The organism is Mangrovimonas sp. sgz306409 (assembly GCF_059735265.1).
This window is the reverse complement of the sequence record NZ_JCAPEU010000011.1, coordinates 1-26,344: the sequence shown is the minus strand read 5'-3', so window position 1 is coordinate 26,344 and position 26,344 is coordinate 1. Positions and strand designations below refer to the sequence as shown.

17 protein-coding genes and 1 pseudogene are annotated in these 26,344 nt (G+C 38.4%); 2 read left to right on the top strand and 16 right to left on the bottom strand.

Annotated elements, in window-relative coordinates:
* Positions 1-84: 84 nt before the first annotated feature.
* The 13 genes and pseudogenes from AC6I5C_RS16230 to AC6I5C_RS16170 all read right to left on the bottom strand — a co-directional run bounded on the left by AC6I5C_RS16230 (position 85) and on the right by AC6I5C_RS16170 (position 19,766).
* On the bottom strand, positions 85-4,071 hold the full coding sequence (locus AC6I5C_RS16230; RefSeq protein ID WP_497906057.1) for a hybrid sensor histidine kinase/response regulator transcription factor: 3,987 nt from the start codon (positions 4,069-4,071) through the stop codon (positions 85-87).
* Between the two features lie 140 nt (positions 4,072-4,211).
* Entirely contained in the window at positions 4,212-4,736 is a 525-nt protein-coding gene (locus tag AC6I5C_RS16225) for a hypothetical protein (protein WP_497906056.1), read from the bottom strand.
* A gap of 314 nt (positions 4,737-5,050) precedes the next feature.
* Positions 5,051-6,385, bottom strand: coding sequence for a cytochrome P450 (locus tag AC6I5C_RS16220; protein WP_497906055.1), 1,335 nt, complete (start codon positions 6,383-6,385; stop codon positions 5,051-5,053).
* Between the two features lie 57 nt (positions 6,386-6,442).
* On the bottom strand, positions 6,443-7,174 hold the full coding sequence (locus AC6I5C_RS16215) for a hypothetical protein (RefSeq protein ID WP_497906054.1): 732 nt from the start codon (positions 7,172-7,174) through the stop codon (positions 6,443-6,445).
* Positions 7,175-7,190: 16 nt separating this feature from the next.
* Positions 7,191-8,213: a Holliday junction branch migration DNA helicase RuvB gene (gene ruvB / locus AC6I5C_RS16210; RefSeq protein WP_053978114.1), complete on the bottom strand. Its 1,023-nt coding sequence runs from the start codon at positions 8,211-8,213 to the stop codon at positions 7,191-7,193.
* A gap of 76 nt (positions 8,214-8,289) precedes the next feature.
* The gene (locus tag AC6I5C_RS16205) at positions 8,290-10,080 is read right to left on the bottom strand and encodes a cytochrome c oxidase subunit I (RefSeq protein WP_497906053.1); all 1,791 of its coding nucleotides are present in this window, start codon (positions 10,078-10,080) and stop codon (positions 8,290-8,292) included.
* Between the two features lie 24 nt (positions 10,081-10,104).
* Positions 10,105-11,175 (bottom strand): cytochrome c oxidase subunit II, encoded by a 1,071-nt coding sequence (locus tag AC6I5C_RS16200; RefSeq protein WP_053978112.1) that lies wholly within the window; start codon positions 11,173-11,175, stop codon positions 10,105-10,107.
* Between the two features lie 28 nt (positions 11,176-11,203).
* On the bottom strand, positions 11,204-12,565 hold the full coding sequence (locus AC6I5C_RS16195) for a quinol:cytochrome C oxidoreductase (RefSeq protein WP_076663080.1): 1,362 nt from the start codon (positions 12,563-12,565) through the stop codon (positions 11,204-11,206).
* A 24-nt stretch (positions 12,566-12,589) separates the two neighbouring features.
* Positions 12,590-13,147: a c-type cytochrome gene (locus AC6I5C_RS16190; RefSeq protein ID WP_307901289.1), complete on the bottom strand. Its 558-nt coding sequence runs from the start codon at positions 13,145-13,147 to the stop codon at positions 12,590-12,592.
* Between the two features lie 83 nt (positions 13,148-13,230).
* The gene (locus AC6I5C_RS16185) at positions 13,231-13,770 is read right to left on the bottom strand and encodes a DUF3341 domain-containing protein (RefSeq protein WP_053992935.1); all 540 of its coding nucleotides are present in this window, start codon (positions 13,768-13,770) and stop codon (positions 13,231-13,233) included.
* 39 nt (positions 13,771-13,809) lie between these two features.
* A pseudogene (nrfD, locus tag AC6I5C_RS16180) lies at positions 13,810-15,231 on the bottom strand (NrfD/PsrC family molybdoenzyme membrane anchor subunit); the annotation flags it as partial.
* 33 nt (positions 15,232-15,264) lie between these two features.
* On the bottom strand, positions 15,265-18,444 hold the full coding sequence (locus tag AC6I5C_RS16175; protein ID WP_497906052.1) for a TAT-variant-translocated molybdopterin oxidoreductase: 3,180 nt from the start codon (positions 18,442-18,444) through the stop codon (positions 15,265-15,267).
* Positions 18,445-18,473: 29 nt separating this feature from the next.
* The gene (locus AC6I5C_RS16170) at positions 18,474-19,766 is read right to left on the bottom strand and encodes a cytochrome c3 family protein (RefSeq protein ID WP_497906051.1); all 1,293 of its coding nucleotides are present in this window, start codon (positions 19,764-19,766) and stop codon (positions 18,474-18,476) included.
* Between the two features lie 294 nt (positions 19,767-20,060).
* Between AC6I5C_RS16170 and AC6I5C_RS16165 the strand changes: the two genes are divergently transcribed.
* The gene (locus tag AC6I5C_RS16165) at positions 20,061-20,447 is read left to right on the top strand and encodes an SPOR domain-containing protein (RefSeq protein WP_497906050.1); all 387 of its coding nucleotides are present in this window, start codon (positions 20,061-20,063) and stop codon (positions 20,445-20,447) included.
* Between the two features lie 73 nt (positions 20,448-20,520).
* On the opposite strand, the gene infB is transcribed toward AC6I5C_RS16165, so the two are convergent.
* The 3 genes from infB to rimP are packed head-to-tail and all read right to left on the bottom strand — an operon-like array spanning position 20,521 to position 25,130.
* Positions 20,521-23,391 carry a translation initiation factor IF-2 gene (infB, locus tag AC6I5C_RS16160; RefSeq protein WP_497906049.1) on the bottom strand — a complete coding sequence of 957 codons (2,871 nt, stop codon included), beginning with the start codon at positions 23,389-23,391 and terminating at the stop codon, positions 20,521-20,523.
* A 29-nt stretch (positions 23,392-23,420) separates the two neighbouring features.
* Complete coding sequence (nusA, locus tag AC6I5C_RS16155; protein WP_053978104.1) at positions 23,421-24,653, bottom strand: transcription termination factor NusA; 1,233 nt, start codon at positions 24,651-24,653, stop codon at positions 23,421-23,423.
* Between the two features lie 12 nt (positions 24,654-24,665).
* Positions 24,666-25,130: a ribosome assembly cofactor RimP gene (gene rimP / locus AC6I5C_RS16150; protein WP_497906048.1), complete on the bottom strand. Its 465-nt coding sequence runs from the start codon at positions 25,128-25,130 to the stop codon at positions 24,666-24,668.
* A 151-nt stretch (positions 25,131-25,281) separates the two neighbouring features.
* Here rimP and AC6I5C_RS16145 point away from each other — a divergent pair, with 151 nt between their 5' ends.
* On the top strand, positions 25,282-26,106 hold the full coding sequence (locus AC6I5C_RS16145) for a universal stress protein (protein WP_497906047.1): 825 nt from the start codon (positions 25,282-25,284) through the stop codon (positions 26,104-26,106).
* The last annotated feature ends 238 nt before the right edge of the window (positions 26,107-26,344 follow it).

Sequence of the window (26,344 nt, the reverse complement as noted above, 5' to 3'; positions counted from 1 at the left end):
AATTGGAAATTTCATTCAATTATTAGTACGAATCATTCAACTTTCATGAATAGTTTTATGAAAGGCCCTACTTTTCAATCTTGCTCACTGAAATTTTGTAGGCGTTTCACCGAATTCATTCTTGAAAACCTTGGAGAAATAGGACGCATCATTAAAGCCAACTTCATATGATATTTCCGTAATTGACTTACTGGTATTTCCCAACAACATTTTGGCTTGTTTAAGTCTATAGGAACGAATGTATTGCACAGGAGACACCTTGAAGGCCGACTTTATTTTTCGATACAATTGCGAATCGCTCATGGCCAAATGTTCAGCCAATTCCTTAGGTCCAAACTGGGTATCTTGATAATTGCTTAACAAGGTTTGGTTAACCTCTTCCACAAAATTAAGATGTGAGTTTCCCAAAGGTCCATTTTTTTGAGAAGGCATTAAACCAACAGTCTTATTCTCCAAACATTCTCTTGTTTTAATAAGGCCTTCTATAACAGCAAAAAGCTCCTTTTCATCAAATGGCTTCGTTAAATAGGCATCTGCCCCTCTATGAAAACCATTCAATTTGCTGGAATGACCTGCCTTTGCTGTAAGTATGACAATTGGAATATGATCTGTTTTGGTTCCTTCTTTTAAATTTTCGGTAACCTGGAAACCATCTATATCTGGCAGCATAACATCACAGATGATAAGATCTGGAATATAGCTAGTTGCCAACTCAATTCCTTCTTCTCCATCGATGGCCATGATTACATCATATGTTTTATTCAAAATTAACCGCAAATAACTCCTTACATCTTCATGATCCTCAATTACTAAAATATTTGGCTTTTGCCTATCCAATTCCTGGAACTGTTTTAAATTTTCGTTTCTATGTTGAATTTCACTGCATTCCAAAGGTTCATGAATATGCTGGGCTGTATTATGAATTGGAAGCGACAATTCCACCTTCGTTCCAACACCTGGCAAACTTTCCAAATTAATAGTCCCTTTTAAAATTCCAACATATTGTTTTGTTAATGACAATCCAATTCCAGAACCTTTTTCTGATATTTTATATGCATTTTTGGATTGGTAATATTTTTCAAAAATCTTGCTCTGTTCCTCGAAAGGGATTCCTATTCCAGAATCAGTAATAGTAATATTCAACTTATTAATTTGTCTTGCTAAAACTAAAGACACCTTCCCTGCATTGGGTGTAAATTTTATAGCATTGGATAAAAGATTTCCCAAAATGCTTTTGATATAGTTTTTATCAAAATCCATGACAATGGATTGCTGCTTTATTTCTACGTCGAAATTGATATGCTTCAATTCTGCCAAAGTTTGGTAACTGGAGGAAAGATAAAGTATATAAGGAATTATATCTCCCTGAACCATTTGCTGGTCCATCAAACCCTTTTCATTTCTTGATAGTTCGATAATATTATCTACCATATGTACCAAATTGGAAGCGCTTTTTTCTATCAAATTCAAATTGGACGTGTGTGCCTTAGGAATCATCTCTTTCAAATATTTTGTAATCCCCAAAATTACCGTGATAGGCGTTCTAAAATCATGGGTAATCCCAGAATAGAAATGTGCCATGGAATCATTGACCTCCTTCAATCTTCTAGATTCCTCTAGGGCCAATTTTCTTGAGAGTAAGAATCGATACAACCAAAAAATGCCAGAAATAAAAAGTAAAAAATAAACAACCTTTGCCAAATTTGAACTCCACCAAGGCCCGGCAATATCCATGTGTATTGTAAAAGGAGGTTTATCCCACAGGCCATTAAAATCACTTCCATTAACTTCCAAGGAATAGCTTCCTGCAGGCAAGTCTATAAGTTGTAAATCGGTGCCTACCATTTTACTCCAACCCTCAGTTCCTGGATTGATACGATAATATAGATTTCCCAAGGCTTCTAAAGAATATCCTAGTGTTGAAAAATGCAACTGCAAGGGAAATTCATCATATTTAAGTTTTATGTTAGGCGTCGTTCCGTCATTATGGAATGTCACCTGTTCTTCTCCCTGTCCTACCTTGACATTTGACAAATAAATATCCTTATACACACTATTCTCTAGCTCTTTTTCTGGATAAAAATAAGTAACCCCAAAATCTCCTGCAAAATACAATCGGCCGTCTGGGCTTTTAAATCTTCCTTTAGACCAATCAAAATTTTTGATTCCCTCTGTAGCGCTGTATTGCTGAAATGTATCTGTTTTGGGATTGTATTTAATCAATCCTTCTCCATAGGTTGTCAGCCAAATATTGTTTTGATTGTCGCTTAACAAGCTTGGAAAAACAACATTATTCACATTGGGGATTTCTGTCCAGGACTTAAACTTGTCACCTCCCAAATATTTACTGAGCCCACCATAAGTAGAAATCCATATAGCGCCTTCATTATCCTGCCCCATATCCAAAATATAATCGGAACAAATGGAATTTTGATTTTCACTTTTTGTATAATGATTGACTATTTTGGCCGATTTATAATCAGGTGATCTTTCCAAATACAAGAGTCCCCCTCCTAAAGTACCTACCCAAACAGCATTATCTTGCACCAAAAGTGACGTAGGGAAATTGGTATGTGCATTTTTTATGGATTCTGAAGTTGCATCTAGGTGATTAAATTCAAATTTCTCTTTACCTATTTCAAGGATATTGTAAACACCTTGCCCCGAAGCACCAATCCAAACTACCCCATTTGAATCTACCTGAATACAGGTAACTCTATAAACAGGGAGATAAAACATCCCCTTACTCGAAGACGAAAAAATATGCAGTTTAGGAAATTCAGGATTAAATGTATGCAAATCTATATATCCCAATCCAAAATTTCCTCCAAACCATATCCTGTTGGTAGTAAGATCCTTAGCCAAGCACATTACTTGGGGATATCCCCTTTGCTGTTTGCCATGTACTTCATCTAGACTAAAATAGTATTCCTCCCCATCACGCCTTAAGCTCAATCCTCCCTCAAATTTTCCATACCATAGATCACCAGAATCTCCCAATACAGAAAGTAAGGCCCCCCATTCTGAGAATTCATCATTGAGGTCATAAATTCCAATATTTCCAAAAAAGGATTGGTTCAAATCAAACAAATACACCCCCTTTCGAAACACAGATACAATTTGATTATTTCCAAAATTTAACAACTTACCATAACCTGCGAAGGGTAAGTTGTTACTCTTTGTGGTAATATTATCCTTAAAACTCTCTGTCTTGGCATCGAACTCCAAAATTTTACAACCAATGGAAATCCAAAATTTACTGTCACTAATATGAACAATTCCATTTCTTACAATACCTGGGCTATTTTGATAAAATGGCAGTTCAATTTCTTTTAGGGTAGAAGTTTGTTGATTGTAGATGAAGAAGCCTGTATTTGTTCCCAAGAGCAACTTATCCTGTTCAATTTCTATAGAATGAATTCCTCCTTTAAGATCCAGTTCTTGCTTAAAAGTTCTTTCAATGTCATTGGAATTTGAAATAGAGTACAACCCTTGACCCGTACCTAGCCAAATTTTACCTTCTTCATCAATTTTGACTGAAAGAAAATTAATGTCTTTAAAGTAATAATGCAATGAACTTTCCGGAGTGCCAATATTGGTAAATTCTATCAAGCCTGCTCCCCTGGTAAGAAGCAACAATTGATGTTCTTTAGTAGCAATAATTTTACAAACCTGCCCTCCTAATTCCTTAAAGCCCTCCAGTTCTACTTTTGTGAAAGCATCACTACCTTTATCCAAATAAGCTAAGTCAAAATCAAAACCGGCTACCCAAATACGGTCATTTTTGTCTTCACAAACAGCATAAATAAAATTACTTGGGATAGCATTGGGATTGTGGGTATTTTGTGCATACCGCTTGTACTCTCTTCCATCAAATCTGTAAAGTCCTAGTGAAGTGGCCAACCACAAAAATTCATCTTGGCCTTTAAACATATCATGAACATATGCCCAAGGTTCATTTTCAATTTCAAAATAAGTGGACTCAAAATCATTTTTAACCGTTTGAGCCCTAACCTGAAACCAAATTGCGGTAATCAGAATTACAAGGAAAGTTTTTCGTTTAGCCCACATTATCCATACATTTTTATCGTCTTAAAAAACTAAAAGGGGCAACTACTAAATATACAAAATATTGAACATTCACTTTTAACAATGAACTCACAAAGAAAAATCGCCAAGCAAACAAGGCGATTTTTCAAGCTAATCACAAATTAAAATAATCTTCCAGACGTGTCTAGTCGAAGTATTTTTTTCTGTTTATCCTTCATGATTTGTACGTAATAGGTTCTTTCTGCCTCCGCATTATAATAATAGGATACTTCATAAGACGTTTTTTTAAGCTCCCATTCTGGATACAGTTCATGAACTGTACTCCTTACCGATAAAGGCAATAAGATGTTCTTAAATTTTTCAAATGATCTTAGAATTTTTCCATCTTCATCAAAAGTGGCATAAATTTTTCCCTTTCGGTACTCTTGGTCTTCAAACTTCAATTGATAGATATCGTATCCTTTTCCATAGAATTCTGAGCTAGCAATATCAAACCTGGCAACTTCTTTCTGAAGGTTGATTACGGCTTTTGCCGCATTGTTGTCAATAACCTTTTTAGTATAATCTGCATTGATTGTGGATATCTCCACTTGTTTTAGGTGAATGCCATGCACTCCTTCGTCAAATTGGGCATTCATTTGGTGGGCGAAACCAATAAACATTAAGCCGATAATGATTTTTTTCATAATTGTTCGTTTTTTGATTGAATGATTTATTTTGATTGATGATTCTTAACAATTACACCTAAAAAAGGATTAAAACATTATCGGCTTAAACAAACCTAAAATGCAATATTATGATGATTAGCAATGTAATAATGCTGTGCCTAGGAAGAAATAACACCGAAAAAGCCGTTAAGCTTTACTAGCCATTTTCTAAGATAAAATTACAATCAAGCTTGGGAATTGACTATGATAAAATCTTCAATAAATTGTAATTTTCAATCATTTAATTGAAAATCTATAGTCGTGTGGAAATATAGCTTCGCTAATTAAGCTTTTCAATGAATCGGCTGAAACGCCATTTCAACATCCACAGGTTTTAAGGTGATAAGTGGATTGATTTTAACCTCCGTTTGAGTCGTAGAGATTTCAAATTTTTGAAGGATGGCATTAATGGCCAACATCATTTCAAACATGGCAAAATTGTTCCCAATGCACAAACGTGGACCAGCACCAAAAGGCATATACGCCAAGGCTGTTGCCTTTTTATTCTCCTCTGAAAACCTATCAGGATTGAACACTTCTGGAGTATCCCAATACATTGGGTTTCGGTGCATTTCATAGATAGAAACGCCTAGCAAGGTTCCTTTTTTGATATGAAATTCTCCTAAAGTATCATCTTGCAAAGCTACCCTATCGGTAATCCAAGCTGATGGGTATAAACGCATGCTCTCCTCAATACATTGTTTAATGTATGTAAGTTTCGGAAGGGCATCAAAAGCTTGGACAGCCTCAGGAATAGGCATTGAATTGGCTTTTGCCGTTTCCAATACGTTAGGATTTGTCGCCAATAAAAACAATGTAAAAGTCAAAGCATTGGCAGTAGTTTCATGGCCAGCCACAAACAAAATCAATATTTCATCAATCAGTTGGTTGTTGCTCATGTGTGAGCCATCTTCATATTCTGCCTTTAACAACATGTCCAACAAGTCATCATGCTGTTCCTTTGACGCTCTTCGTTGGATAATTATATTTTCAATGATCTCCCTACTCTCTTTAACCAACTTCTGGTGATATTTCATCTCCCCTTTTAAGTGATACCACAAACGTTTATGGGGTTGGCGTATTTCCTTAACAATGAAGTTTTGAAGTTCGGCAATTATAAACTGAAGTCGGTTTAGGGTATTTTGATCGGCAGAAAAATTAAAAAGTGATTTGGCAACCACCTCAAAAGCCAAAGTATTCATCAACGGGTATAATTCTTCCATCCTATCCGTTGGAAAACTGTTGACCTGCTCATTGATGGTGGTATCAATAATGGCCACCAACTGTTTTAATTTATCTTTATGGAATGCAGGTTGAATTAGCCGACGTTGCTTGAGCCAATAACTTCCCGTAGACGTTAAAAGTCCATACCCCACATATTTCGACAAAAACTGGGTTTGCAGTTTGGACTTCTCATACAGTTTGTGCTGCTTTTGAAGAATATGCTTGGCGATCTTTGCATCTTTAGTCAAGATAATTGGTGGATTGAAAGGCGTTTTAATGCTGAAAGATTCTCCACTAGCGGCAAACATTTTCTTATGAAATGGAATTGGATTCTTGGCAATTTCCGATGACTTCAACACAAACTTTAAAAAAGAAACTCTATTGGGATATGTGTACTTAGTCATGGAAATCAATTTGAGTAAAGCAAATAATTTATTTATTGTATTATGACGATGCCTTTCTTAATATGCCAATTCAAGTATTATTAATCTTTTATTCAATTCGTCGTTTAAATCAATGTCATAGCTCAACATCATTTTTGCCATTTCACTTGCATCCATAATACCTACACTTTCCTTGACTTCAAACAATTTCCCTTGAAAATCACTCGTGTTTTTTATTAATTCTAATGCTTGAAAGTATTTACCTGTATAGTTAAATCTAGGGCTATTAATTTCTCTTTTAATGATTGAGTCATAATTTGAATTTGGAGATATCTCACCGTAAGTTCTTGAATAAGTATATTCAGTTCTCCCTTCTTCATCAGTGAACTTAAACCTTGATTTAATATATGGCAAAGAACTTTCTAAATAAGCTATTGAATCGGACCCAATTTTGTCAAAAGAACTATTATCTAGGATCCAGACCGAGTCAGGAAATTCATAAATCTCAAGTCTTAAATCACCTGAATCAAATTTAGCCTTTGCAATTTGAGACACACTCTTCCATTCCACAGTTTTGTTATCGCGTAATTCAGTCAAAAACTGTCGGTAGGCTTTTTCTGTTTTAAGATTAGGATATTGCCTCCGCAGAAAATCATTTTCAAAATCGGAAACCAAAAAATCTAAAGTAGAAACATTTTCTTTTCCTAAAATAGCATTGAACTGCAAGATTCTTGTCTCTTTTCCATTAGGTGAGCAACTAACTACTAAAATCAGAGCAAGAATTAGAAAGAACTTATCAGGTTTTTGCATCCTCCGTTCTAATCTTTTAAAATAATCCCCCTTGAATACCACCTTTAACTCTTCCAAGATGTTTATAGGCCAATTCGGTGACTTCTCTCCCTCTTGGGGTTCGAATGATAAATCCTTGCTGAATCAAAAATGGTTCATAGACCTCTTCAATAGTTTCTCCACTTTCACTTACAGCCGTTGCCAAAGTGGTAATTCCAACAGGGCCGCCTTTAAACTTATCGATAATGGTGGTCAAGATCTTGTTATCCATTTCATCGAGTCCGTGGGCATCCACATTAAGGGCTTTTAAGCTGAATTTGGCAATTTCTATATCAATCCTACCATTTCCCTTTATTTGGGCAAAATCACGTACCCTACGCAGCAATGCGTTGGCAATACGAGGTGTTCCTCTACTTCTCCCCGCAATCTCTATAGCTGCTTCCATGGAAATTGGCACATTTAAGATATTGGCACTACGTTCAACAATGGTAGATAACAATTCCGTAGAATAATATTGAAGTCTACTGCTAATACCAAAACGGGCACGCATGGGCGATGTCAATAATCCAGATCTTGTAGTGGCACCTATAAGTGTAAACGGATTTAAGTTGATTTGAACGGTTCTGGCATTAGGGCCAGATTCAATCATGATATCAATTTTATAATCCTCCATGGCCGAGTACAGATACTCTTCCACAATAGGACTCAAACGGTGGATTTCATCAATAAACAATACATCCCTCTCATCCAAGTTGGTCAACAAGCCAGCAAGATCTCCAGGCTTGTCCAAAACAGGGCCAGAAGTTACTTTGATGCTTACCCCAAGTTCATTGGCCAAAATATGTGCCAAGGTCGTTTTACCAAGTCCGGGAGGGCCATGAAACAAGGTATGGTCTAAAGCATCACCTCTAAGGTTCGCTGCCTTTACAAAAATCTTGAGGTTTTCCAATACTTGATCCTGTCCTGTAAAGTCATCAAAGGACAAGGGGCGCAAGGCCTTTTCAACATCCATTTCCTCTGGGGAAAAGTGTTCATTGGAGGGGTTTAAATTGTCATTCATACAAAAGCAAAGATAAACAAAAAGCCTTTCTGAAAACTCAGAAAGGCTTGATATGATTTATAAGAATTGAATTCTCTTAGTGTTGTAATTCTTCTTCTCCGTCCATTAATGGAACGTTTTGAGGTACGAAATCCAAATCGTGACCTGGCTTACTGTAATCGTATGCCCAACGGTGTACGTGAGGAATTTCCCCTGGCCAGTTTCCGTGAACGTGCTCTACTGGAGTAGTCCATTCAAGGGTGTTGGATTTCCATGGGTTTTGTTCAGCTTTCTTACCAAAGAACATGCTGCTAAAGAAGTTGTACAAGAATACCAACTGGAACGCTCCACCAATTAAAGCAAACACAGTAATTACTACGTTTACGTTTGCCAAATCGTCAAACAATGGGAAGTTAGAGTTAGTATAGTAACGTCTTGGTAAACCTGCCATTCCAATAAAGTGCATTGGGAAAAATACTCCGTAAGCACAGATAGCAGTAATCCAGAAATGGATATAACCCAAGTTTTTGTTCATCATCCGTCCGAACATTTTTGGATACCAGTGGTAGATACCAGCAAACATTCCGTACAATGCAGAGATCCCCATTACCAAGTGGAAGTGAGCCACTACGAAATATGTATCGTGAACGTTAATATCCAAAGCACTATCCCCTAAGATGATTCCGGTAAGACCTCCAGTGATGAACGTAGATACCAAACCAATAGAGAACAACATTGCCGGGTTCATTTGCAAGTTACCCTTCCAAAGCGTTGTGATATAGTTGAATGCTTTTACAGCCGATGGAATTGCAATCAATAATGTTGTAAAGGTAAATACAGACCCTAAGAATGGGTTCATACCTGATACGAACATGTGGTGACCCCATACGATAGTCGATAAGAATGCAATTGCCAAGATTGATACTACCATCGCTCGGTAACCAAAGATAGGCTTGCGTGAGTTGGTAGAGATAATTTCAGAAGTGATCCCCAATGCAGGCAATAATACGATGTATACCTCAGGGTGACCTAAGAACCAGAACAAGTGCTCAAACAATACTGGAGAACCTCCTTGGTAATGCAATACTTCACCTTGGATAAAGATATCAGATAAGAAGAATGATGTTCCAAAACTTCTATCCATGATCAATAACAAAGCTGCAGATAATAATACAGGGAATGAAATAATACCGATGATAGCAGTTACAAAGAATGCCCAAATAGTCAACGGTAAACGTGTCATAGACATTCCTTTTGTACGCAAGTTGATAACAGTTACCACATAGTTCAAAGATCCTAACAAAGAAGATGCAATGAAAATAGCCATAGCTACCAACCAAAGTGTCATACCTGCTCCAGAACCTCCTTGCGCCATTGGTAAAGCAGAAAGTGGCGGGTAGATAGTCCATCCTGCTGCAGCTGGTCCAGCTTCAACAAACAAAGACAATACCATGATAACACTTGACAAGAAGAACAACCAGTAAGATACCATGTTAAGGAATCCTGAGGCCATATCTCTTGCTCCAATTTGCAATGGAATTAACAAGTTACTGAACGTACCACTCAAACCAGCAGTTAATACAAAGAATACCATGATGGTTCCGTGAATAGTAACCAAAGCCAAATAAATATCGGCATCCATAACACCATTAGGTGCCCATTTTCCTAATAATGCTTCAAAAAGCACATTAGGTTCTTCCGGCCATGCAATTTGCATACGGAACATAAGCGACATAACAATTCCGATAATTCCCATGATAGTACCTGTAATCAAGTACTGCTTGGCAATCATCTTATGGTCCATACTAAAGATGTACTTAGTTACGAAAGTCTCTTTATGATGATGCCCGTGATCGTCGTGAGCGTGAGTATCTGCGTGTGCTGACATAATCTTATATCGTTTTAATCTTTTTTAGTTAGCTGTTATAGTATTCTTAAAAGTTGCTTGCTCCTTAATCCAAGCGTCATATTCCTCTTGTGTTTCAACAATGATCTTCATTTGCATATTGTAATGAGATTTTCCACAAATCTTGTTACACAATAGCAAATAATCAAATTCATAAGGATCTAAAGCTTCATCGCCACCAGCAACTAACTCTTTACTTTTCTCTGTTCTAATGTCGTTGATGTTTTTCACTTTATCAACGATATCTGGGTTTTGACGCATTTCAGCAGTCGTGATTGTTGGAGTGAATGCAAACTGAGTAATCATACCTGGAACACAGTTCATTTGTGCTCTAAAGTGTGGCATGTAGGCAGAGTGCAATACATCCTGAGAACGCATTTTAAACAATACAGGTTTTCCAACCGGTAAGTGCAATTCTGTAGTGATTACATCATCTTGAGCGTTTGGATCTGCTTCATCCAAACCAAGGATGTTGGCACGGTCGTTATCAATCAATCTTACGTTAGCCATACCCAATACATTGTCTTGACCAGCGTAACGTGCTTTCCAGTTAAACTGTTGTGCATATAGTTCTACTACTAAAGGATCGGCATCTTCATCTACATTCATAATGCTTGTCCAAGTGAACAAACCGTAGATAATCAAACCTGCCAAAGTAATTACAGGAATAATAGTCCAGATAGCTTCCAATTTGTTGTTATCGGCATAGAATAAAGCCTTTCTTCCTTTTTCACCTTTGTATTTAAAGGCAAAGTAGTGTAATAAGAACTGAGTAATGGTTTGTACGATAAAGATAATTACCAATGAAATGGTCATTAAGTTATCGATTTGTGGTCCGTGTTCTGAGGCAGAATTGGACAATAATGGTAAGTCTCCCCATTTAACGATACTCACGATCGTTATAACATAAATGAAGACTAAGAAACCTATCATTAAATAGCCATTAAGTTTGTTGTCCTTATCATCGGCAATTTGAGAATTTGAAGCACCCACTTGGGCCAAATCAAATATCTTCACCATTTGCCAAATTGCAATAGCTATAAATAGTACTATTATAATTGTTAAAAAAGCAGTCATTGTCGTTTCTCTTCTTTATTTAGTTATATTAATAATGGAAATGTTCACTCTCTTTTATGTATGGATTTCCTTTGGCCAATAAAGGTGCTTTTGTCAAGGCGGTAAATACCACAAAGATGAACAATCCACCAAATAACAATATTGAACCAATTTCTGGAATTCCAATAAACCATCTGTCACCCACAGTTGCTGGCATGATCATGTTGAAAATATCTAGGTAGTGACCTGCAAGGATAACTACACCAGCCATAACAACAAACCAAGGAATACGTTTGTAATCGCTGTTCATTAACAATAATAATGGGAACAAGAAGTTCATGGCAACCATACCTAAGAATGGTAATTTGTAATCCTCTAAACGAGTTACAAAGTAAGTTACCTCTTCTGGAATGTTAGAATACCAAATCAACATGAACTGAGAGAACCATAAATACGTCCAGAAAATAGAAATACCGAACATGAATTTAGCTAAGTCATGCAAGTGGCTATCATTTACAAATGGTAATAACCCTTTGTTTTTAAGATAAAGTGTAATCATAGCAATTACGGTAATCGCACTTACAAACATACTAGCAAACACATACCATCCAAATAATGTAGAGAACCAGTGTGGGTCAACACTCATGATCCAATCCCAAGACATCATAGATTCTGTGTAAATGTAGAATACTAAGAACGCTGCCGAAATACGGAAGGACTTTTTGAAGTTTTTGTTATCATCGGCATTATCCTGAGCAATAGAGAATTTACGTGCAAAGTGACGGTATAAAGACCATCCTGCAATAAAGATAAATCCTCTAATAGCAAAGCCCCATGTGTTCAACCATCCAGCTTTACCTTGGATTAATTTATCGTGAGCTACAACTTCAGGATCCATCCATACAAATAGATTGTAATGTCCAATAGTTCCAGAGGCTACACCAATCAATACTACGATTATTGCTCCAGGCAATAGATAGGCAGTTATACCTTCCATCACTCTGAACAATACTGGAGACCAACCTGCTTGAGCCGCAAACTGGATAGCATAAAACGCCAAAGCTCCAAGTGCAATCATCATAAAGAAGAATGCTGCTACGTAAAGCGCAGACCAAGGTCTGTTGGCAATTTGGTGTTGCACATGCTCTATATGCTTTTTATGTGCATCTTCATGGTGAACTTCTTCACCGGCATGTCCTTCAGCTGCATGTGTGTCATGTGAAGCTGCAGGTGCTACATGAGCTGCTTCGGCATCATGTCCTCCACCGTGGTGGGCACTTTCAGCAGCAACTATGGCTTCTACCTCTTCAAAAGATTTATGAGATGTCATAAAACCAATAACAACTCCTATCGCTCCGATAATCATTAATGCGATAGAGAATGTCTTTAATCTATTTGAGAATGTGTACATGTCTTTATATAATCTTTATCAATCTTATTTTTCTAATTTCGCTTTTAGGTCTAAAACGTAAGCAACTACATGCCAACGCTCTTCCTCACTTAACTGATTGGCATATGAACCCATCGCATTTTTACCGTAGTAAATAGTATGGTAGATACTACCTTCTGTGATGGCGCGTCCAGCATCGTCGTATCTAGGGATACCCAATATCTTTTCACGCTTTACCAAGTTACCTTGGCCATCTCCTTTATTACCATGACAGATTCCGCAGTAGATGTCGTATAGTTCTTTTCCTTTAGCCAAATCTACTTGAGTAGAATCCAAAGGACTCATTAAATTAGTTTTTGCTAGGGCATAGCCTTCCGCAGTGTTGTCAAAGTCGAATGGTAAGTAACCTCTTGCCACGGTTCCTTCTGCAGGAACTTGAGCTTCCACTCCGTTTGCAAAGGCATCAGACTCTGAATAGGTCTCATATCCTACCGACTCGTACATGTTTGGCATAAACTGGTAGTTTGGTCTTGAATCTTTCTTACAAGACACAAACGCCACTGCTATAATTGATAAAACTGTTATTTTTATTAAGCCTTTCATCTGTAAATTTCTGTTTTTTATTGTCCTCAGATGCAACTCACAAAGCGTTTAAGAAACTTCCAAAACGCTCTGTTCATTTCATATTAATGTGCTTCGTCTTTGTTAACTATATTAATTTCTACTGCACCGGTTTCCTTAAGTAGTTGCTCCAATTCAGCTTCATTACCGTGAACTGGGATTTCCATTAAGAAATGGTCATCTGTAGTTCTTGGATCCGGGTTCTCAGCATTCTTGAATGGCCACATTCTACTGCGTAGGTAAAACGTGATTACCATTAAGTGAGCTGCAAAAAATACGGTCAACTCAAACATGATAGGCACAAATGCCGGCATGTTTTCTATATAACTAAAACTAGGTTTACCACCAATGTTTTGTGGCCAGTCCTCGATCATGATGAAGTTCATCATAGTGATGGCTACCGTTAAACCAATACATCCGTAAATAAACGCTGCAATAGCTATACGAGTTGGTGCCAATCCCATCGCCTTGTCTAGTCCGTGAACCGGAAATGGCGTATAAACTTCTTCTATATGATGTTTCTCAGCTCTTACCTTCTTCACTGCCGACATCAACACATCGTCGTCGGTATATATTGCGTGAATTACTTTTGATGAAGATTCCATATGCTGCAATTAGTTTTTAGAGTTGTTAACTTGACTTCCAGAAGTACGTGCGTCCGCTCCTGTTCCTACTAGGCTTTCACCTGCTTCTCTTATCTTCTTGTAACGCTCACCAGATGACTTCATGATTGTCTTAACCTCTGCCTGCGCAATTACTGGGAATGTTCTAGAGTATAACAAGAACAATACAAAGAAGAATCCAATAGTTCCAATAAAGATCCCTATGTCCACAAATGTTGGTGAGAACATCGTCCAAGAAGACGGAAGGTAATCTCTGTGCAATGAGGTAACGATAATTACGAAACGCTCAAACCACATTCCTATGTTCACCACAATAGAGATAAAGAAAGAGAACATGATGCTTGTTCTAAGTTTCTTGAACCACATGAACTGTGGAGAGAATACGTTACAAGACATCATCATCCAGTATGCCCAAGCGTAAGGACCTGTAGCTCTGTTCAAAAAAGCATATTGCTCATACTCCACTCCAGAATACCATGCAATAAATAACTCAGTAATATAAGCCACACCTACGATTGAGCCCGTAATCATGATTACGATGTTCATCAATTCGATGTGCTGTACAGTAATATAATCTTCAAGGTTACATACCTTTCTCATGATGATAAGAAGGGTATTTACCATCGCGAATCCAGAGAAAATCGCACCCGCAACGAAATACGGAGGGAAGATGGTGGTGTGCCATCCAGGAATCACCGATGTTGCAAAGTCAAACGATACGATGGTGTGTACAGAAAGTACAAGTGGTGTTGCCAAACCAGCCAATACCAAAGATACTTCTTCAAAACGTTGCCAGTCTTTAGCTCTACCTGTCCATCCAAAACTTAATAATGAATAAATTTTCTTTTGGAAAGGCTTCACCGCACGGTCACGGATCATTGCGAAGTCAGGTAATAAACCAGTCCACCAGAATACCAATGATACCGATAAATACGTTGAAATCGCGAATACGTCCCAAAGAAGCGGAGAGTTAAAGTTAACCCATAGCGATCCAAATTGGTTTGGGATTGGCAATACCCAGTATCCTAACCATGGACGTCCCATGTGAATGATTGGGAACAATCCCGCCTGAACTACCGAGAAGATAGTCATCGCCTCTGCAGAACGGTTAATTGCCATTCTCCATTTTTGACGGAATAACAATAATACTGCAGAGATCAGAGTTCCTGCGTGACCAATACCTACCCACCAAACGAAGTTGGTAATATCCCAGGCCCAGCCCACAGTTTTGTTTAATCCCCAAGTACCAATACCTGTGGATACTGTATATAAAATACACCCGATTCCCCAAAGGAAAGCCACAAGTGAAATACTAAAAACTATCCACCATTGTTTGTTTGCTTTACCTTCAATTGGCTTGGCGATATCCACGGTTACATCGTGGTATGATTTCTCGCCTGTAACTAAAGGTCTTCTAATAGGTGCTTCGTAATGAGACGCCATAATCCTTTTATAATTATTTCTTAGTTTGTTTTATTATGCTTCTGTTGTGTTTCTCACCTTAGTTTGGTAGATCACGTTTGGTTTTGTTCCAATGTGCTCTAACAAGTGATACATACGGTTATCCGCTTTAAGGTGGGCTACTTTACTATCCTTATCATTGATATCTCCAAATACCATAGCGCCACTGCTACACGCTGCAGAACATGCTGTTTGGAATTCACCATCCTTAATCACACGTCCATCACGTTTAGCGTCAAGAACAGTTTTTTGTGTCATTTGGATACACATAGAACATTTTTCCATAACACCACGAGAACGTACCACTACGTCTGGGTTCAATACCATACGACCTAAATCGTCATTCATATGATAATCGAATTCATCGTTTCCATTGTAAAGGAACCAGTTGAATCGACGTACTTTATAAGGACAGTTGTTTGCACAGTAACGAGTACCTACACAACGGTTATAAGCCATGTGGTTTTGTCCTTGACGACCGTGTGATGTTGCCGCAACAGGACATACAGTTTCACAAGGTGCGTGGTTACAGTGCTGACACATTACTGGCTGGAAAGCAACTTGAGGATTGTCGGCTGGATGCTCCATTTCTCCAAATCCTGTCAATGAACTTCCAAGTCCAGCGATATTGTCTTTCTTCTCATTATCCCCTTCGAAAGAGTCTTCAGAAGAATAGTATCTATCGATACGTAACCAGTGCATATCACGGCTACGACGTACTTCTTCTTTACCTACCACAGGAACGTTGTTTTCAGCGTGACATGCAATTACACAAGCCCCACACCCTGTACAAGCGTTCAAATCGATAGAAAGGTTAAAGTGATGCCCAATAGAACGATCGAACTCATCCCATAAATCAACATCTGGAGATGTTACAGGCGTTTCTTCGTGGTTCAAAGACACCATAGGAATGGCATTCCAATGAGATTTATCTTTCGTATTGAAAATCTCTAAGGTAGTTTCCTTAACAATGTCTCCACGTCCCATCAAAGTATTGTGCAACTGGATACATGCAAACTCATGCATTCCTGCAGCTGCGGCAATCGTTACATTTTGAACAGTATTGAAATCTTGGTACAAAGTAAAGGCATTAACACCAGTCTTCATTTCTTCTTTCAATCCTTCAGATCTACCGTAACCAAATGCCAAACCAACAGTTCCTTTAGCTTGTCCTGGTTGGATCAACACAGGAACGTTCTTCAAGGTAGTTCCGTTTACGGTTACATCTGCATAACTACCATCCAAAGCTCCAGTAGCTACGTGTACGTTTTTCAAGTTTAAGCTTTCTGCATCTGCCTTAGATACCGTTAGGTAGTTATCCCAAGACACACGAGAAATAGGATCTGGGAACTCTTGCAACCAAGGGTTGTTGGCCTGTTGACCGTCTCCCATTCCAGTTTTAGAATAGAATACCAATTCCATTCCTTGAGAAGATGCACCTGCCAAAGCCCTTGCTGCGGCAGCTCCAGAAGTAGCTGTAGTAGTTTCTGCAGTACCTTCTTCTTCTTTCTTAAGACCTAATCCTTCAGCAACATCTTCAATAATACCTCCAACGAACGTTTTGTCTTCATGGTGAGCACCTTTTGGAGTTTCCACTACAACACTGTGGTTAGTAGTAAACACACCATCATGCAATGCTTGACTGAAAGAAGCTCCTCCCAATACACTCGTATTCCAGGTTTGCTTGATATAGTCGTGGTAAGTTGTTGCACTTCCATTCCACTTCAATAAAGCTTCTTGGAATTGTCTTGTGTCGAACAAAGGACGAATAGTAGGCTGTGTTAACCCGTAGTGTCCCTTCTTCATTTCTACATCACCCCAAGACTCCAAATAGTGAGGTGCTGCAGCGATATATTGTGTCAACGCAGACGTTTCATCTTTCTTCAAAGAGAATGCAATTGACAAATCTGTTTGTTTTAATCCTTCAGCAAAATCAGCAGCATTAGGTAAGGTATACATTGGGTTTACACCACTCATGATGATAGCTCCAACTTTACCAGCTTTCATATCTGCTACCAAAGCAGCTACTGCCTTATCGCTACCTTGTCTAGTTTTGATAGTTGTTTTAGGATCGAATGCTTTACTCTTCAAGTGGCTATTGATTTCCAATACTACAGTTTGAGCATTTACATCTTGAAGTCCTGTTACAACTACAGCATTAGCACCAGCGCTCTTAATTTGAGCAGCAGCATTTGCAACTGCTTGAGCAACGGCTTCTGGTAAGTCTGCAGATACAGAGCCACCAACCACTAATGTATAAAGTTTTGCTAAAGCTTGTTTTTGTTGTGTAGGTGTTAATGGTACACGCTTGTCAGCGTTGGCACCAGTTAACGACATGTTAGATTCAAATTGAATATGTCTAGACATTTTACCGTGGTTAGGTACACGTCCTTTTGCATATCCAGAATCAAATCCTCCACCTTGCCAATCTCCCAAGAAATCCGCACCTATTGAAACAATAGTTGACGCTTTGGAAAAATCGTAGTTAGCAAGACCTCTTTCACCGTATTTAGCTTGGTAAGCATCTAATGCAGCAGATTCAGAAACCGCATCGTATTGTACGTGCTTAACGTTTCCAAACTTGGCAGCAAACTCAGCAATCAACGCAGAAGTAGAAGGACTGGCAAACGTTTGAGTCAATAACACAATTTGTTTTCCAGAAGCTTTAACTTCATTAAGTTTTTGATTTGTTTGCGCATCAAATTCATTCCAAGTGATCGCAGCATCACCTTTCATTGGTCCTTGCACCCTTAAACTATCGTACAATCCTAAAACAGATGCGTTCACTCTTGCATTGGCACTACCATTTACAGCAGCTAAAGCATTGTTTTCGATTTTAATTGGACGACCTTCACGGGTTTTAACTAAAACGCTTGCAAAGTCATATCCATCTGCAATGGTAGTTGCATAGTAGTTGGCAACACCAGGAATGATTTCCTCTGGTTGCACTACATAAGGGATAGACTTAATTACCGGCCCTTCACAAGCTGCCAATGAAGCAGCAGCTGTACTAAAGCCAACGTATTTTAAGAAATCACGACGTGTTGTAGAAGAACTCTCCAAGGAGGCCTTATCTCCTAAAAACTCATCAGTCGGGATCTCTTCAACAAATTCGTTTTGTTTTAGCGTCTCAACAATAGAGCTATTCTCGTTAAGCTCTTCAACACTTTTCCAGTATTTCTTGTTTGATGACATATTATATAATTGAATTACTTCTTAATAAATTAATAATGACACTTACCACATTCTAGACCACCCATTTGAGCAGCAGTAAGTTTTTCCACTCCGTACTTTTTAGACAATTGCTCATGAATTTTAGCATAGTACTCATTATCCTGAACTTTCACCTCTGTCTCTCTGTGACAGTTGATACACCAACCCATTGTTAAAGGAGCATGTTGGTACATTACTTCCATTTCTTCAACTGGTCCGTGACAAGTTTGACATTGGATTCCTCCAACAGAAACGTGTTGCGAGTGGTTGAAATATGCAAAATCTGGTAGATTGTGAATTCTCACCCATTTTACAGGTTGTGACTCACCAGTATATTTTTGGTCAGCATCACTCCATCCTGCAGCTGCATATAGTTTTTGGATTTCACCATCGTAAAACTCTTTGCTGTGTTCTACAGTAGTTTCCCCGTTATATTCGTAGATAGACTTGTGACAATTCATACAAACGTTTAGAGATGGAATCCCTGAAGTTTTACTTACACGAGCAGAAGAGTGACAGTATTTACAATCGATACCGTTATCACCTGCGTGAATTTTGTGCGAGAAGTGTATTGGCTGCACTGGCTGGTATCCTTGATCTACCCCTACCTGCATTAAGTAACCGTACACAAAGTAAGCACTAGCCAACAATAAAAAGATAGCAGTTACCAAAACCAAGAATTGGTTTTTAACAAACGCTTTCCATAATGGCAATCTAGTTTCTCCACCAGTTACATCTACACCTTTAGCTTCAGCAAACTTATTTAAGGTCTGTCTTACCAAAATCAAAGCCATTGCCAACAAGGCAAACAACAATGCTAAAGCACCTAAAATAATTTCATTTGAAATACCTGGCTCAGCTGGCTGCACCTGCACCTGAACGGAACCATCTTGCCCACCAGCAGCAGGCGCCTTCTCTTGCGCGGTATACGCTAAGATATCTGCTATATCTTGATCGCTTAAAGTAGCGAACGCCGTCATAGGCGTATTGTTGAATTCTGCAAAAATTTGATTAGCATATGCATCTCCAGACTTAATCAATCCAGCACTGTTACGTATCCAAGCACTAAGCCACTCACGGTCCAAACCTTGCTCATCAGCCAATCTAGTTTCAACGTGTCTCAAGGCCGGCCCTGTCATTTGCTTGTCTAAATTATGACAAGCTGCACAGTTAGTATTGAACAAGGATTTCCCCTTTGCAGGGTCTCCTTCTTGCGCCCTTAAAGAGGCTGAAAGTGTGAGTAGAACAAGAAACCCTAATCGAATAATCTTTGAGGTCAATTTACGGTATATCACCTGTTTCATATTAATAGTTGAATTATCTTCCAAACTTTGGTATGATTTTTTCATTTAAAAAAGAAAAAAATACAGTTATAAAAATCTCGCACAAAAGTAACATTTAAAGTGGATTCTAAAAATGTTACAGAAGTGTTAACTGATAATTTATACGCATTCTAAATAAGCTAAATTACCCATGTATAATAATGTATAAGACGACCTGTTTCTAGAAAATATTTTCATATTTTAGCCGCAAGTAAATCCATAATACTAAATCATTTACACCCAAATAAACCATTCATTTTAAACTATTTTAGAATCATGACTCACAAAAATACGAAAAAAGCACTACTAGGTTTCTGCTTATTTTTAGGAGCTGTTTCCTACATACATGCACAACAAGGAATTGTAACGGTGGACAAGAGCAATGAAATTACCAAACTTTTGGAATTCAAAAAGGATGTTAACACCGTTAAGCTGTATAAAATTCAAATATTTTCGGGTAACCGTGCAGGTGCGGAGAAAGCAAGATCAGAGTTTCACGATACTTATGAAGATATCCCAGTAAGTATGGAATATGACACTCCACATTACAAAATCCAGGTAGGTGCATTTAGAAGCCGTTTGGAAGCTGATAAGGCCCTTATAAAAGTAAAGGCTAACTACCCCAATGCTTTTATTTTCCAACCAAAAAGCGAGATTAAATAATCTCAAAACACACGATAATAAAAAAGCGACCATTTGGTCGCTTTTTTATTTCTATATAATTTCAAATTGAATTTTACTTCAATTTCTTCTTCACTTCTACTTCTTGGAATGCTTCTATAATGTCCCCTTCTCTAATGTCGTTATAGTTTTTAACCTGCATACCACAATCGTATCCTTTGCTTACTTCTTTAACGTCATCTTTGAAACGTTTCAAGGAAGCCAATTCTCCAGTGTAAACCACCACGCCATCTCTAATTAAACGCACACCTGCATTTCTCAAGATTTTTCCGTTGGTTACCATACATCCTGCAATAGTTCCCACTTTAGAAACTTTGAACAGTTCTCTAATTTCGGCGGTACCTGTAATCTCTTCTTTAAGCTCTGGAGACAACATACCTTCCATTGCATCCTTAAGATCATTGATGGCATCATAAATGATCGAGTACATTCTGATGTCGATTTCTTCCTTATCAGCAATCTGTCTAGCGTTACCCATTGGGCGAACGTTAAATCCTATAATGATCGCATCTGAAGCACTTGCCAATAACACGTCACTTTCTGTAATGGCTCCAACACCTTTATGTATGATATTCACTTGAATTTCTTCAGTAGACAATTTTTGGAACGAATCCGTTAAGGCTTCTACAGAACCATCCACGTCTCCTTTTAAGATGATGTTCAATTCCTGGAAGTCTCCAAGAGCAATACGACGTCCAATTTCATCAAGAGTAATATGACGTTGAGTTCTTACAGATTGTTCACGCTGTAATTGAGTACGTTTTGCTGCAATTTGCTTAGCTTCTCTTTCGTCCTCAAATACGTTGAATTTATCCCCTGCCTGAGGCGCTCCATCCAAACCAAGAATAGATACTGGGGTTGATGGTCCCGCTTCCACTACATCTTTTCCTCTTTCATCGTGCATTGCCTTCACCTTACCACTATGGCGACCTGCTAATACATAATCTCCAATTTTCAAGGTTCCCGTTTGCACCAAAATAGTAGATACATATCCTCTACCTTTATCCAAGAATGCCTCCACTACAGTACCGGTAGCATTTTTGTTAGGGTTAGCCTGAAGCTCTAGCAATTCGGCTTCAAGCAATACTTTTTCCAATAATTCCTTAACTCCAAGACCTGTTTTAGCAGAAATATCATGCGATTGGATTTTCCCACCCCAATCTTCCACCAATAAATTCATATTGGCAAGACCTTCTTTAATCTTGTCTGGGTTAGCTGTTGGCTTATCAACTTTATTGATTGCAAACACAATTGGCACATTAGCCGCTTGTGCGTGGGCAATGGCCTCTTTGGTTTGTGGCATGATATCATCATCCGCAGCAATCACGATAATCGCGATATCTGTAATCTGCGCTCCACGAGCACGCATTGCCGTAAAGGCCTCGTGACCTGGAGTATCCAAAAATGCGATTTTTTGTCCACTATCTAAGGTTACACCATAAGCTCCGATGTGCTGTGTAATTCCTCCAGACTCTCCCGCAATCACGTTTTCCTCACGGATGTAATCCAATAAAGAGGTCTTACCGTGATCAACGTGTCCCATTACTGTTACAATTGGAGCACGTGGCTTCAAGTCTTCTGGTCTATCTGCTTCTTCTTCGATAGATTCCTCGATATCTGCAGTAACAAATTCTACTTGGTATCCAAATTCGTCCGCTACAACCGATAAAGTTTCAGCATCCAAACGTTGGTTCATGGTTACCATCATACCAAGAGACATACATGCAGAAATAATTTGAGTAACAGAAACATCCATCATCGTGGCAACCTCACTTGCCGTAACAAATTCAGTTACTTTAAGGATTTTGCTTTCTGCTTGTTGTTGTTCAAGACTCTTCTCGGTCTGCTCCCTATGGTGCTCCCTTTTCTCTCTACGATACTTGGCACCCTTACCTTTCGTTGATTTCCCTTGAAGTTTTTCAAGAGTTTCACGAATTTGCTTTTGAACTTCTGCTTCGCTAGGCTCTTCCTTTACAACGGTAGGTCGCTTTCCTTTGCCTTTAAAGCCTCCACCTGGTTTTTGGTTGGCTCCACGGTTATTTTGGAAGTTATTTGGTCTTGTGTCTGTTCCAGTTTTACTGATGCGACGTCTTTTTTTCTTGTTCGCATCTTGTGAAGCTGCAGCAGGCTTTTTATCTTCTTTTTTCTTTTTAGGCTTCTCAAATTGAGATAAGTCTATCTTTTCACCGGCAATTTTAGGACCTGTAAGTTTTTGATATTTGGTTTCAACACGTCCTTCTGGGAATTCTTTTGGCTTATCAGCTTGTACTTGCTTCTTCTCTTTTACAGGCTCTTTTTTAGGTTGAATATCCTTTTTTGGCTCAGGTTTGGATATTTTTTCCTCTTTTATAGGAGCTACTGCTTCAGTTGGAGTTGGCGTTGGAGTTGGTGCCGGAGGTGGCGTTGCAGCCTTTACTTCCTCCTTAGGGGTTTCTTCCACTTTTGGAGTTTCGACCTTTGGCGCTTCCACTTTAGGCTCTTCCACTTTTGGAGCTTCAACCTTAGGTGCTTCTTCCTCTTTTTTAGGAGCTTCCTCTGGTTTAGGTTCCTCTGGTTGTACCTCCTGCTTCGGAGCGTCCAAATCTATTTTCCCTACTTGCTTTGGACCGCTTAGTTCTACTCGTGCCTTAACCACTTGTTGTCTACTTTCCTCCGCCTTTCTAGCCTTCTCTTCCAACTCGCGCTCACGTATTTCACGGAGTTCTTCTTTTTCCTTCAGCTTTGCCTCGCTTACTTCTTTAGATGCCACTTTTTTACTAGCATCCGTTTGAAACTCGCTGGAAAGGATTGCATAGACTTCTTCTGAAATTTTCGTATTCGGACTCTTCTCTATGTCTACGTTCTTCGATTCCAAAAAATCAACTGCACGGTCAATAGAAATATTGAGTTCTCGTAATACTTTATTTAATCTAATTGTTTGAGCCATAAATTGCCTGTAATATAAACTTATATCTTTTATTCTTCAAATTCTTCCTTAAGAATTCTGATTACTTCTAGAATTGTTTCTTCTTCTAAATCTGTTCTCTTCACTAAGTCTTGAACATCTTCTTCTAAGACACTCTTAGCAGTATCCAATCCCGCTTTGCTGAATTCTTCAATGATCCATCCTTCGATTTCATCTGAGAATTCTGACAACTCCACATCTTCCTCTGCTCCTTCTCTGTACACATCAATCTCATAACCTGTTAATTGACCTGCCAAACGAATGTTGTGGCCACCACGTCCAATTGCCTTGCTTACTTCTTCTGGTTTCAACAAAACTTCAGCATGCTTAGTCTCTTCGTTTACTTTAATTGAAGTTACTTTCGCAGGGCTCAACGCTCTGGTGATAAACAATTGAATGTTGTTGGTATAGTTGATTACATCGATGTTTTCGTTCCCTAATTCTCTAACGATACCGTGGATTCTTGATCCCTTCATCCCTACACAAGCTCCAACTGGGTCAATTCTATCATCATAAGAATCAACTGCCACTTTAGCCTTTTCACCAGGAATTCTCACTACGTTTTTAACAGTAATCAAACCGTCAAATACCTCAGGAATTTCTTGTTCAAACAGTTTTTCCAAGAATACAGGCGCCGTTCTAGACATGATAATGGCAGGTTTGTTACCTTTCAATTCCACGCTTTCAATAATTCCACGAACGTTTTCTCCTTTACGGAAGAAATCAGATGGAATTTGCTTTTCTTTTGGCAAAATTATCTCATTTCCTTCGTCATCCAAAAGAATAATTGCTCTATGACGGATATGATGCACTTCAGCCGTATAGATTTCGCCTTCCAATTCCTTGAACTGCTTATAGATATTAGTGTTATCGTGCTCGTGAATTTTAGAGATAAGATTTTGTCTCAAGGCCAAAATTGAACGTCTTCCTAAGTCAATCAACTTAACTTCTTCGGCAACATCTTCACCTACTTCAAAGTCTGGTTCAATTTTACGAGCTTCTGAAAGAGCAATTTCTTGGTTTGGATCCTCAACATCCTCATCGGCCACTACCACACGGTTTCTCCAAATCTCTAAATCTCCTTTATCTGGGTTTATAATTATATCAAAGTTGTCATCGTCACCATACTTCTTCTTTAACGCATTTCTCAACACATCCTCCAAAATCGCCATCAACGTTACACGATCAATTAATTTGTCGTCTTTAAATTCTGAAAAAGAATCAATTAACGCAACATTTTCCATAACTTCTATGAATTAAAATTTTATAATAACTTTTGCCTCTAAAATATCGTCAAATTTTAGTTGAGCTTCATTTTTAACTGTTACTTTTCCTTTTCCAACAGCCTTAGCTTCTCTTTCTTTCCATTCCAAGGTGATCCCTTCTGAATCCACATCTGCAAGCGTGCCCTCCAACTTTTGACCTTCCTTGGTTTTAACTTCCAAAATTCTTCCAACATTCTTATTGTACTGCCTCTTGTGCACAAAAGGAGAAGTAGCCCCTGCCGAGGTCACTTCCAGCGAGAAATCCTGCTCCTCACGGTCCAAATTATGCTCTACAGCTCTGCTCACAAAAATGCAATCTTCAACAAGAACCCCTTCATCGCCATCAATCACAACCTTGATGTTGTTGTCACCAACAATATCAAAATCAATCAAAAACAAGTCCTCGCGTTCTTGAAATGCCTTGTCCAATAATTCCTTTACAGTGTCTTTAAACATTTTCAGTATAAAAAGAGGGGACCCCTTGTCCCCTCGTTAATTCTTTCTCATACAACGCGGCAAATATACAACATTTATATTGATTTTCACAACCTATAGCATGTCGAATTTTATTCTTAATTTTATAGGAAGAACAACTAACATGCTAACAATGAAAAAAATACTTGTCCCTACCGACTTTTCTTCCGAAGCCGAAAACGCCTTGAAAGTCGCAGCCCAATTGGCCCGACGCCGAGATGGCGAAATTTATTTGCTCCATATGCTTGAGCTTCCATTGCAACAAGTAGACGTTATGAATACCCCTAGTGAGCTCCCGGAAGCCATGTTTTTTATGAAATTGGCGCACCAAAAATTTGAGGAACTTCTTTCAAAAGATTACCTAGAAGGCATAACAGTTTATGAAAACGTCCAAACCGATGGCACATTTAGCAATTTAGTAGACAAAGGGCATGAGTTTAATGCCGATTTAATCATTATGGGATCCCATGGTACTTCAGGCATTAAAGAGATGTTTATAGGCTCTAATGCAGAAAAAGTGGTACGTACTTCAGACATTCCTGTCTTGGTCATTAAAAATAATCATGACAACTTCATGGTGGAAAATTTTGTTTTCGCTTCGGATTTTAAAAATGACAACAAAGAAACCTACAAGCAAGCGGTAACATTTGCAAAAGAATTTAATGCAAAAATGCATTTGTTAATGGTGAATACCGCAAACAATTTCATACCCACATCTGAAGCCAGACAGCGTATCCTGGATTTCATCAAAGATTATGAATTCGATAATTACACCTTGAACATCTACAACGACTCCTCAGTAGAAAATGGCATTCTTAATTTCTCCAAGGAAATCAATGCCGACTTAATTGGAATCAGCACACACGGCAGACAAGGAATTGCCCATTTCTTTAATGGTTCGATAAGTGAAGATTTGGTCAACCACGCAAAACGTCCCGTAATTACTTTCAAAATATAAATAGGCAGCCCTATTTAAGGAGTTATCTAAACTGAATATTCGTTGAAGTTTTTATTTGTCTATAGAAGAGAAATACCCTTAGTTATATTAAAGCCTTCAAAAGCACATTAAAATCACCTTTAAAGCAATAAAGACGTTCAATGCAAAACCCAAACTTTAACAGTAGGGGTTTTGTATTATTTGAAGGGTATTGTTTTGGCGAGGTACCCAAAAACAAAAAGCCCCCAGCAATTCAATG

Coding starts and splice junctions, on each gene's coding strand:
- AC6I5C_RS16225 (WP_497906056.1), bottom strand. CDS start 4,736: ATGAAAAAAATCATTATCGGCTTAATGTTTATTGGTTTCGCCCACCAA.
- nusA (WP_053978104.1), bottom strand. CDS start 24,653: ATGGAAAATGTTGCGTTAATTGATTCTTTTTCAGAATTTAAAGACGAC.
- infB (WP_497906049.1), bottom strand. CDS start 23,391: ATGGCTCAAACAATTAGATTAAATAAAGTATTACGAGAACTCAATATT.
- ruvB (WP_053978114.1), bottom strand. CDS start 8,213: ATGAATGACAATTTAAACCCCTCCAATGAACACTTTTCCCCAGAGGAA.
- AC6I5C_RS16170 (WP_497906051.1), bottom strand. CDS start 19,766: ATGAAACAGGTGATATACCGTAAATTGACCTCAAAGATTATTCGATTA.
- AC6I5C_RS16175 (WP_497906052.1), bottom strand. CDS start 18,444: ATGTCATCAAACAAGAAATACTGGAAAAGTGTTGAAGAGCTTAACGAG.
- AC6I5C_RS16190 (WP_307901289.1), bottom strand. CDS start 13,147: ATGAAAGGCTTAATAAAAATAACAGTTTTATCAATTATAGCAGTGGCG.
- AC6I5C_RS16195 (WP_076663080.1), bottom strand. CDS start 12,565: ATGTACACATTCTCAAATAGATTAAAGACATTCTCTATCGCATTAATG.
- AC6I5C_RS16185 (WP_053992935.1), bottom strand. CDS start 13,770: ATGGAATCTTCATCAAAAGTAATTCACGCAATATATACCGACGACGAT.
- AC6I5C_RS16220 (WP_497906055.1), bottom strand. CDS start 6,385: ATGACTAAGTACACATATCCCAATAGAGTTTCTTTTTTAAAGTTTGTG.
- AC6I5C_RS16165 (WP_497906050.1), top strand. CDS start 20,061: ATGACTCACAAAAATACGAAAAAAGCACTACTAGGTTTCTGCTTATTT.
- AC6I5C_RS16230 (WP_497906057.1), bottom strand. CDS start 4,071: ATGTGGGCTAAACGAAAAACTTTCCTTGTAATTCTGATTACCGCAATT.
- AC6I5C_RS16145 (WP_497906047.1), top strand. CDS start 25,282: ATGAAAAAAATACTTGTCCCTACCGACTTTTCTTCCGAAGCCGAAAAC.
- AC6I5C_RS16205 (WP_497906053.1), bottom strand. CDS start 10,080: ATGTCAGCACACGCAGATACTCACGCTCACGACGATCACGGGCATCAT.
- rimP (WP_497906048.1), bottom strand. CDS start 25,130: ATGTTTAAAGACACTGTAAAGGAATTATTGGACAAGGCATTTCAAGAA.
- AC6I5C_RS16200 (WP_053978112.1), bottom strand. CDS start 11,175: ATGACTGCTTTTTTAACAATTATAATAGTACTATTTATAGCTATTGCA.
- AC6I5C_RS16215 (WP_497906054.1), bottom strand. CDS start 7,174: ATGCAAAAACCTGATAAGTTCTTTCTAATTCTTGCTCTGATTTTAGTA.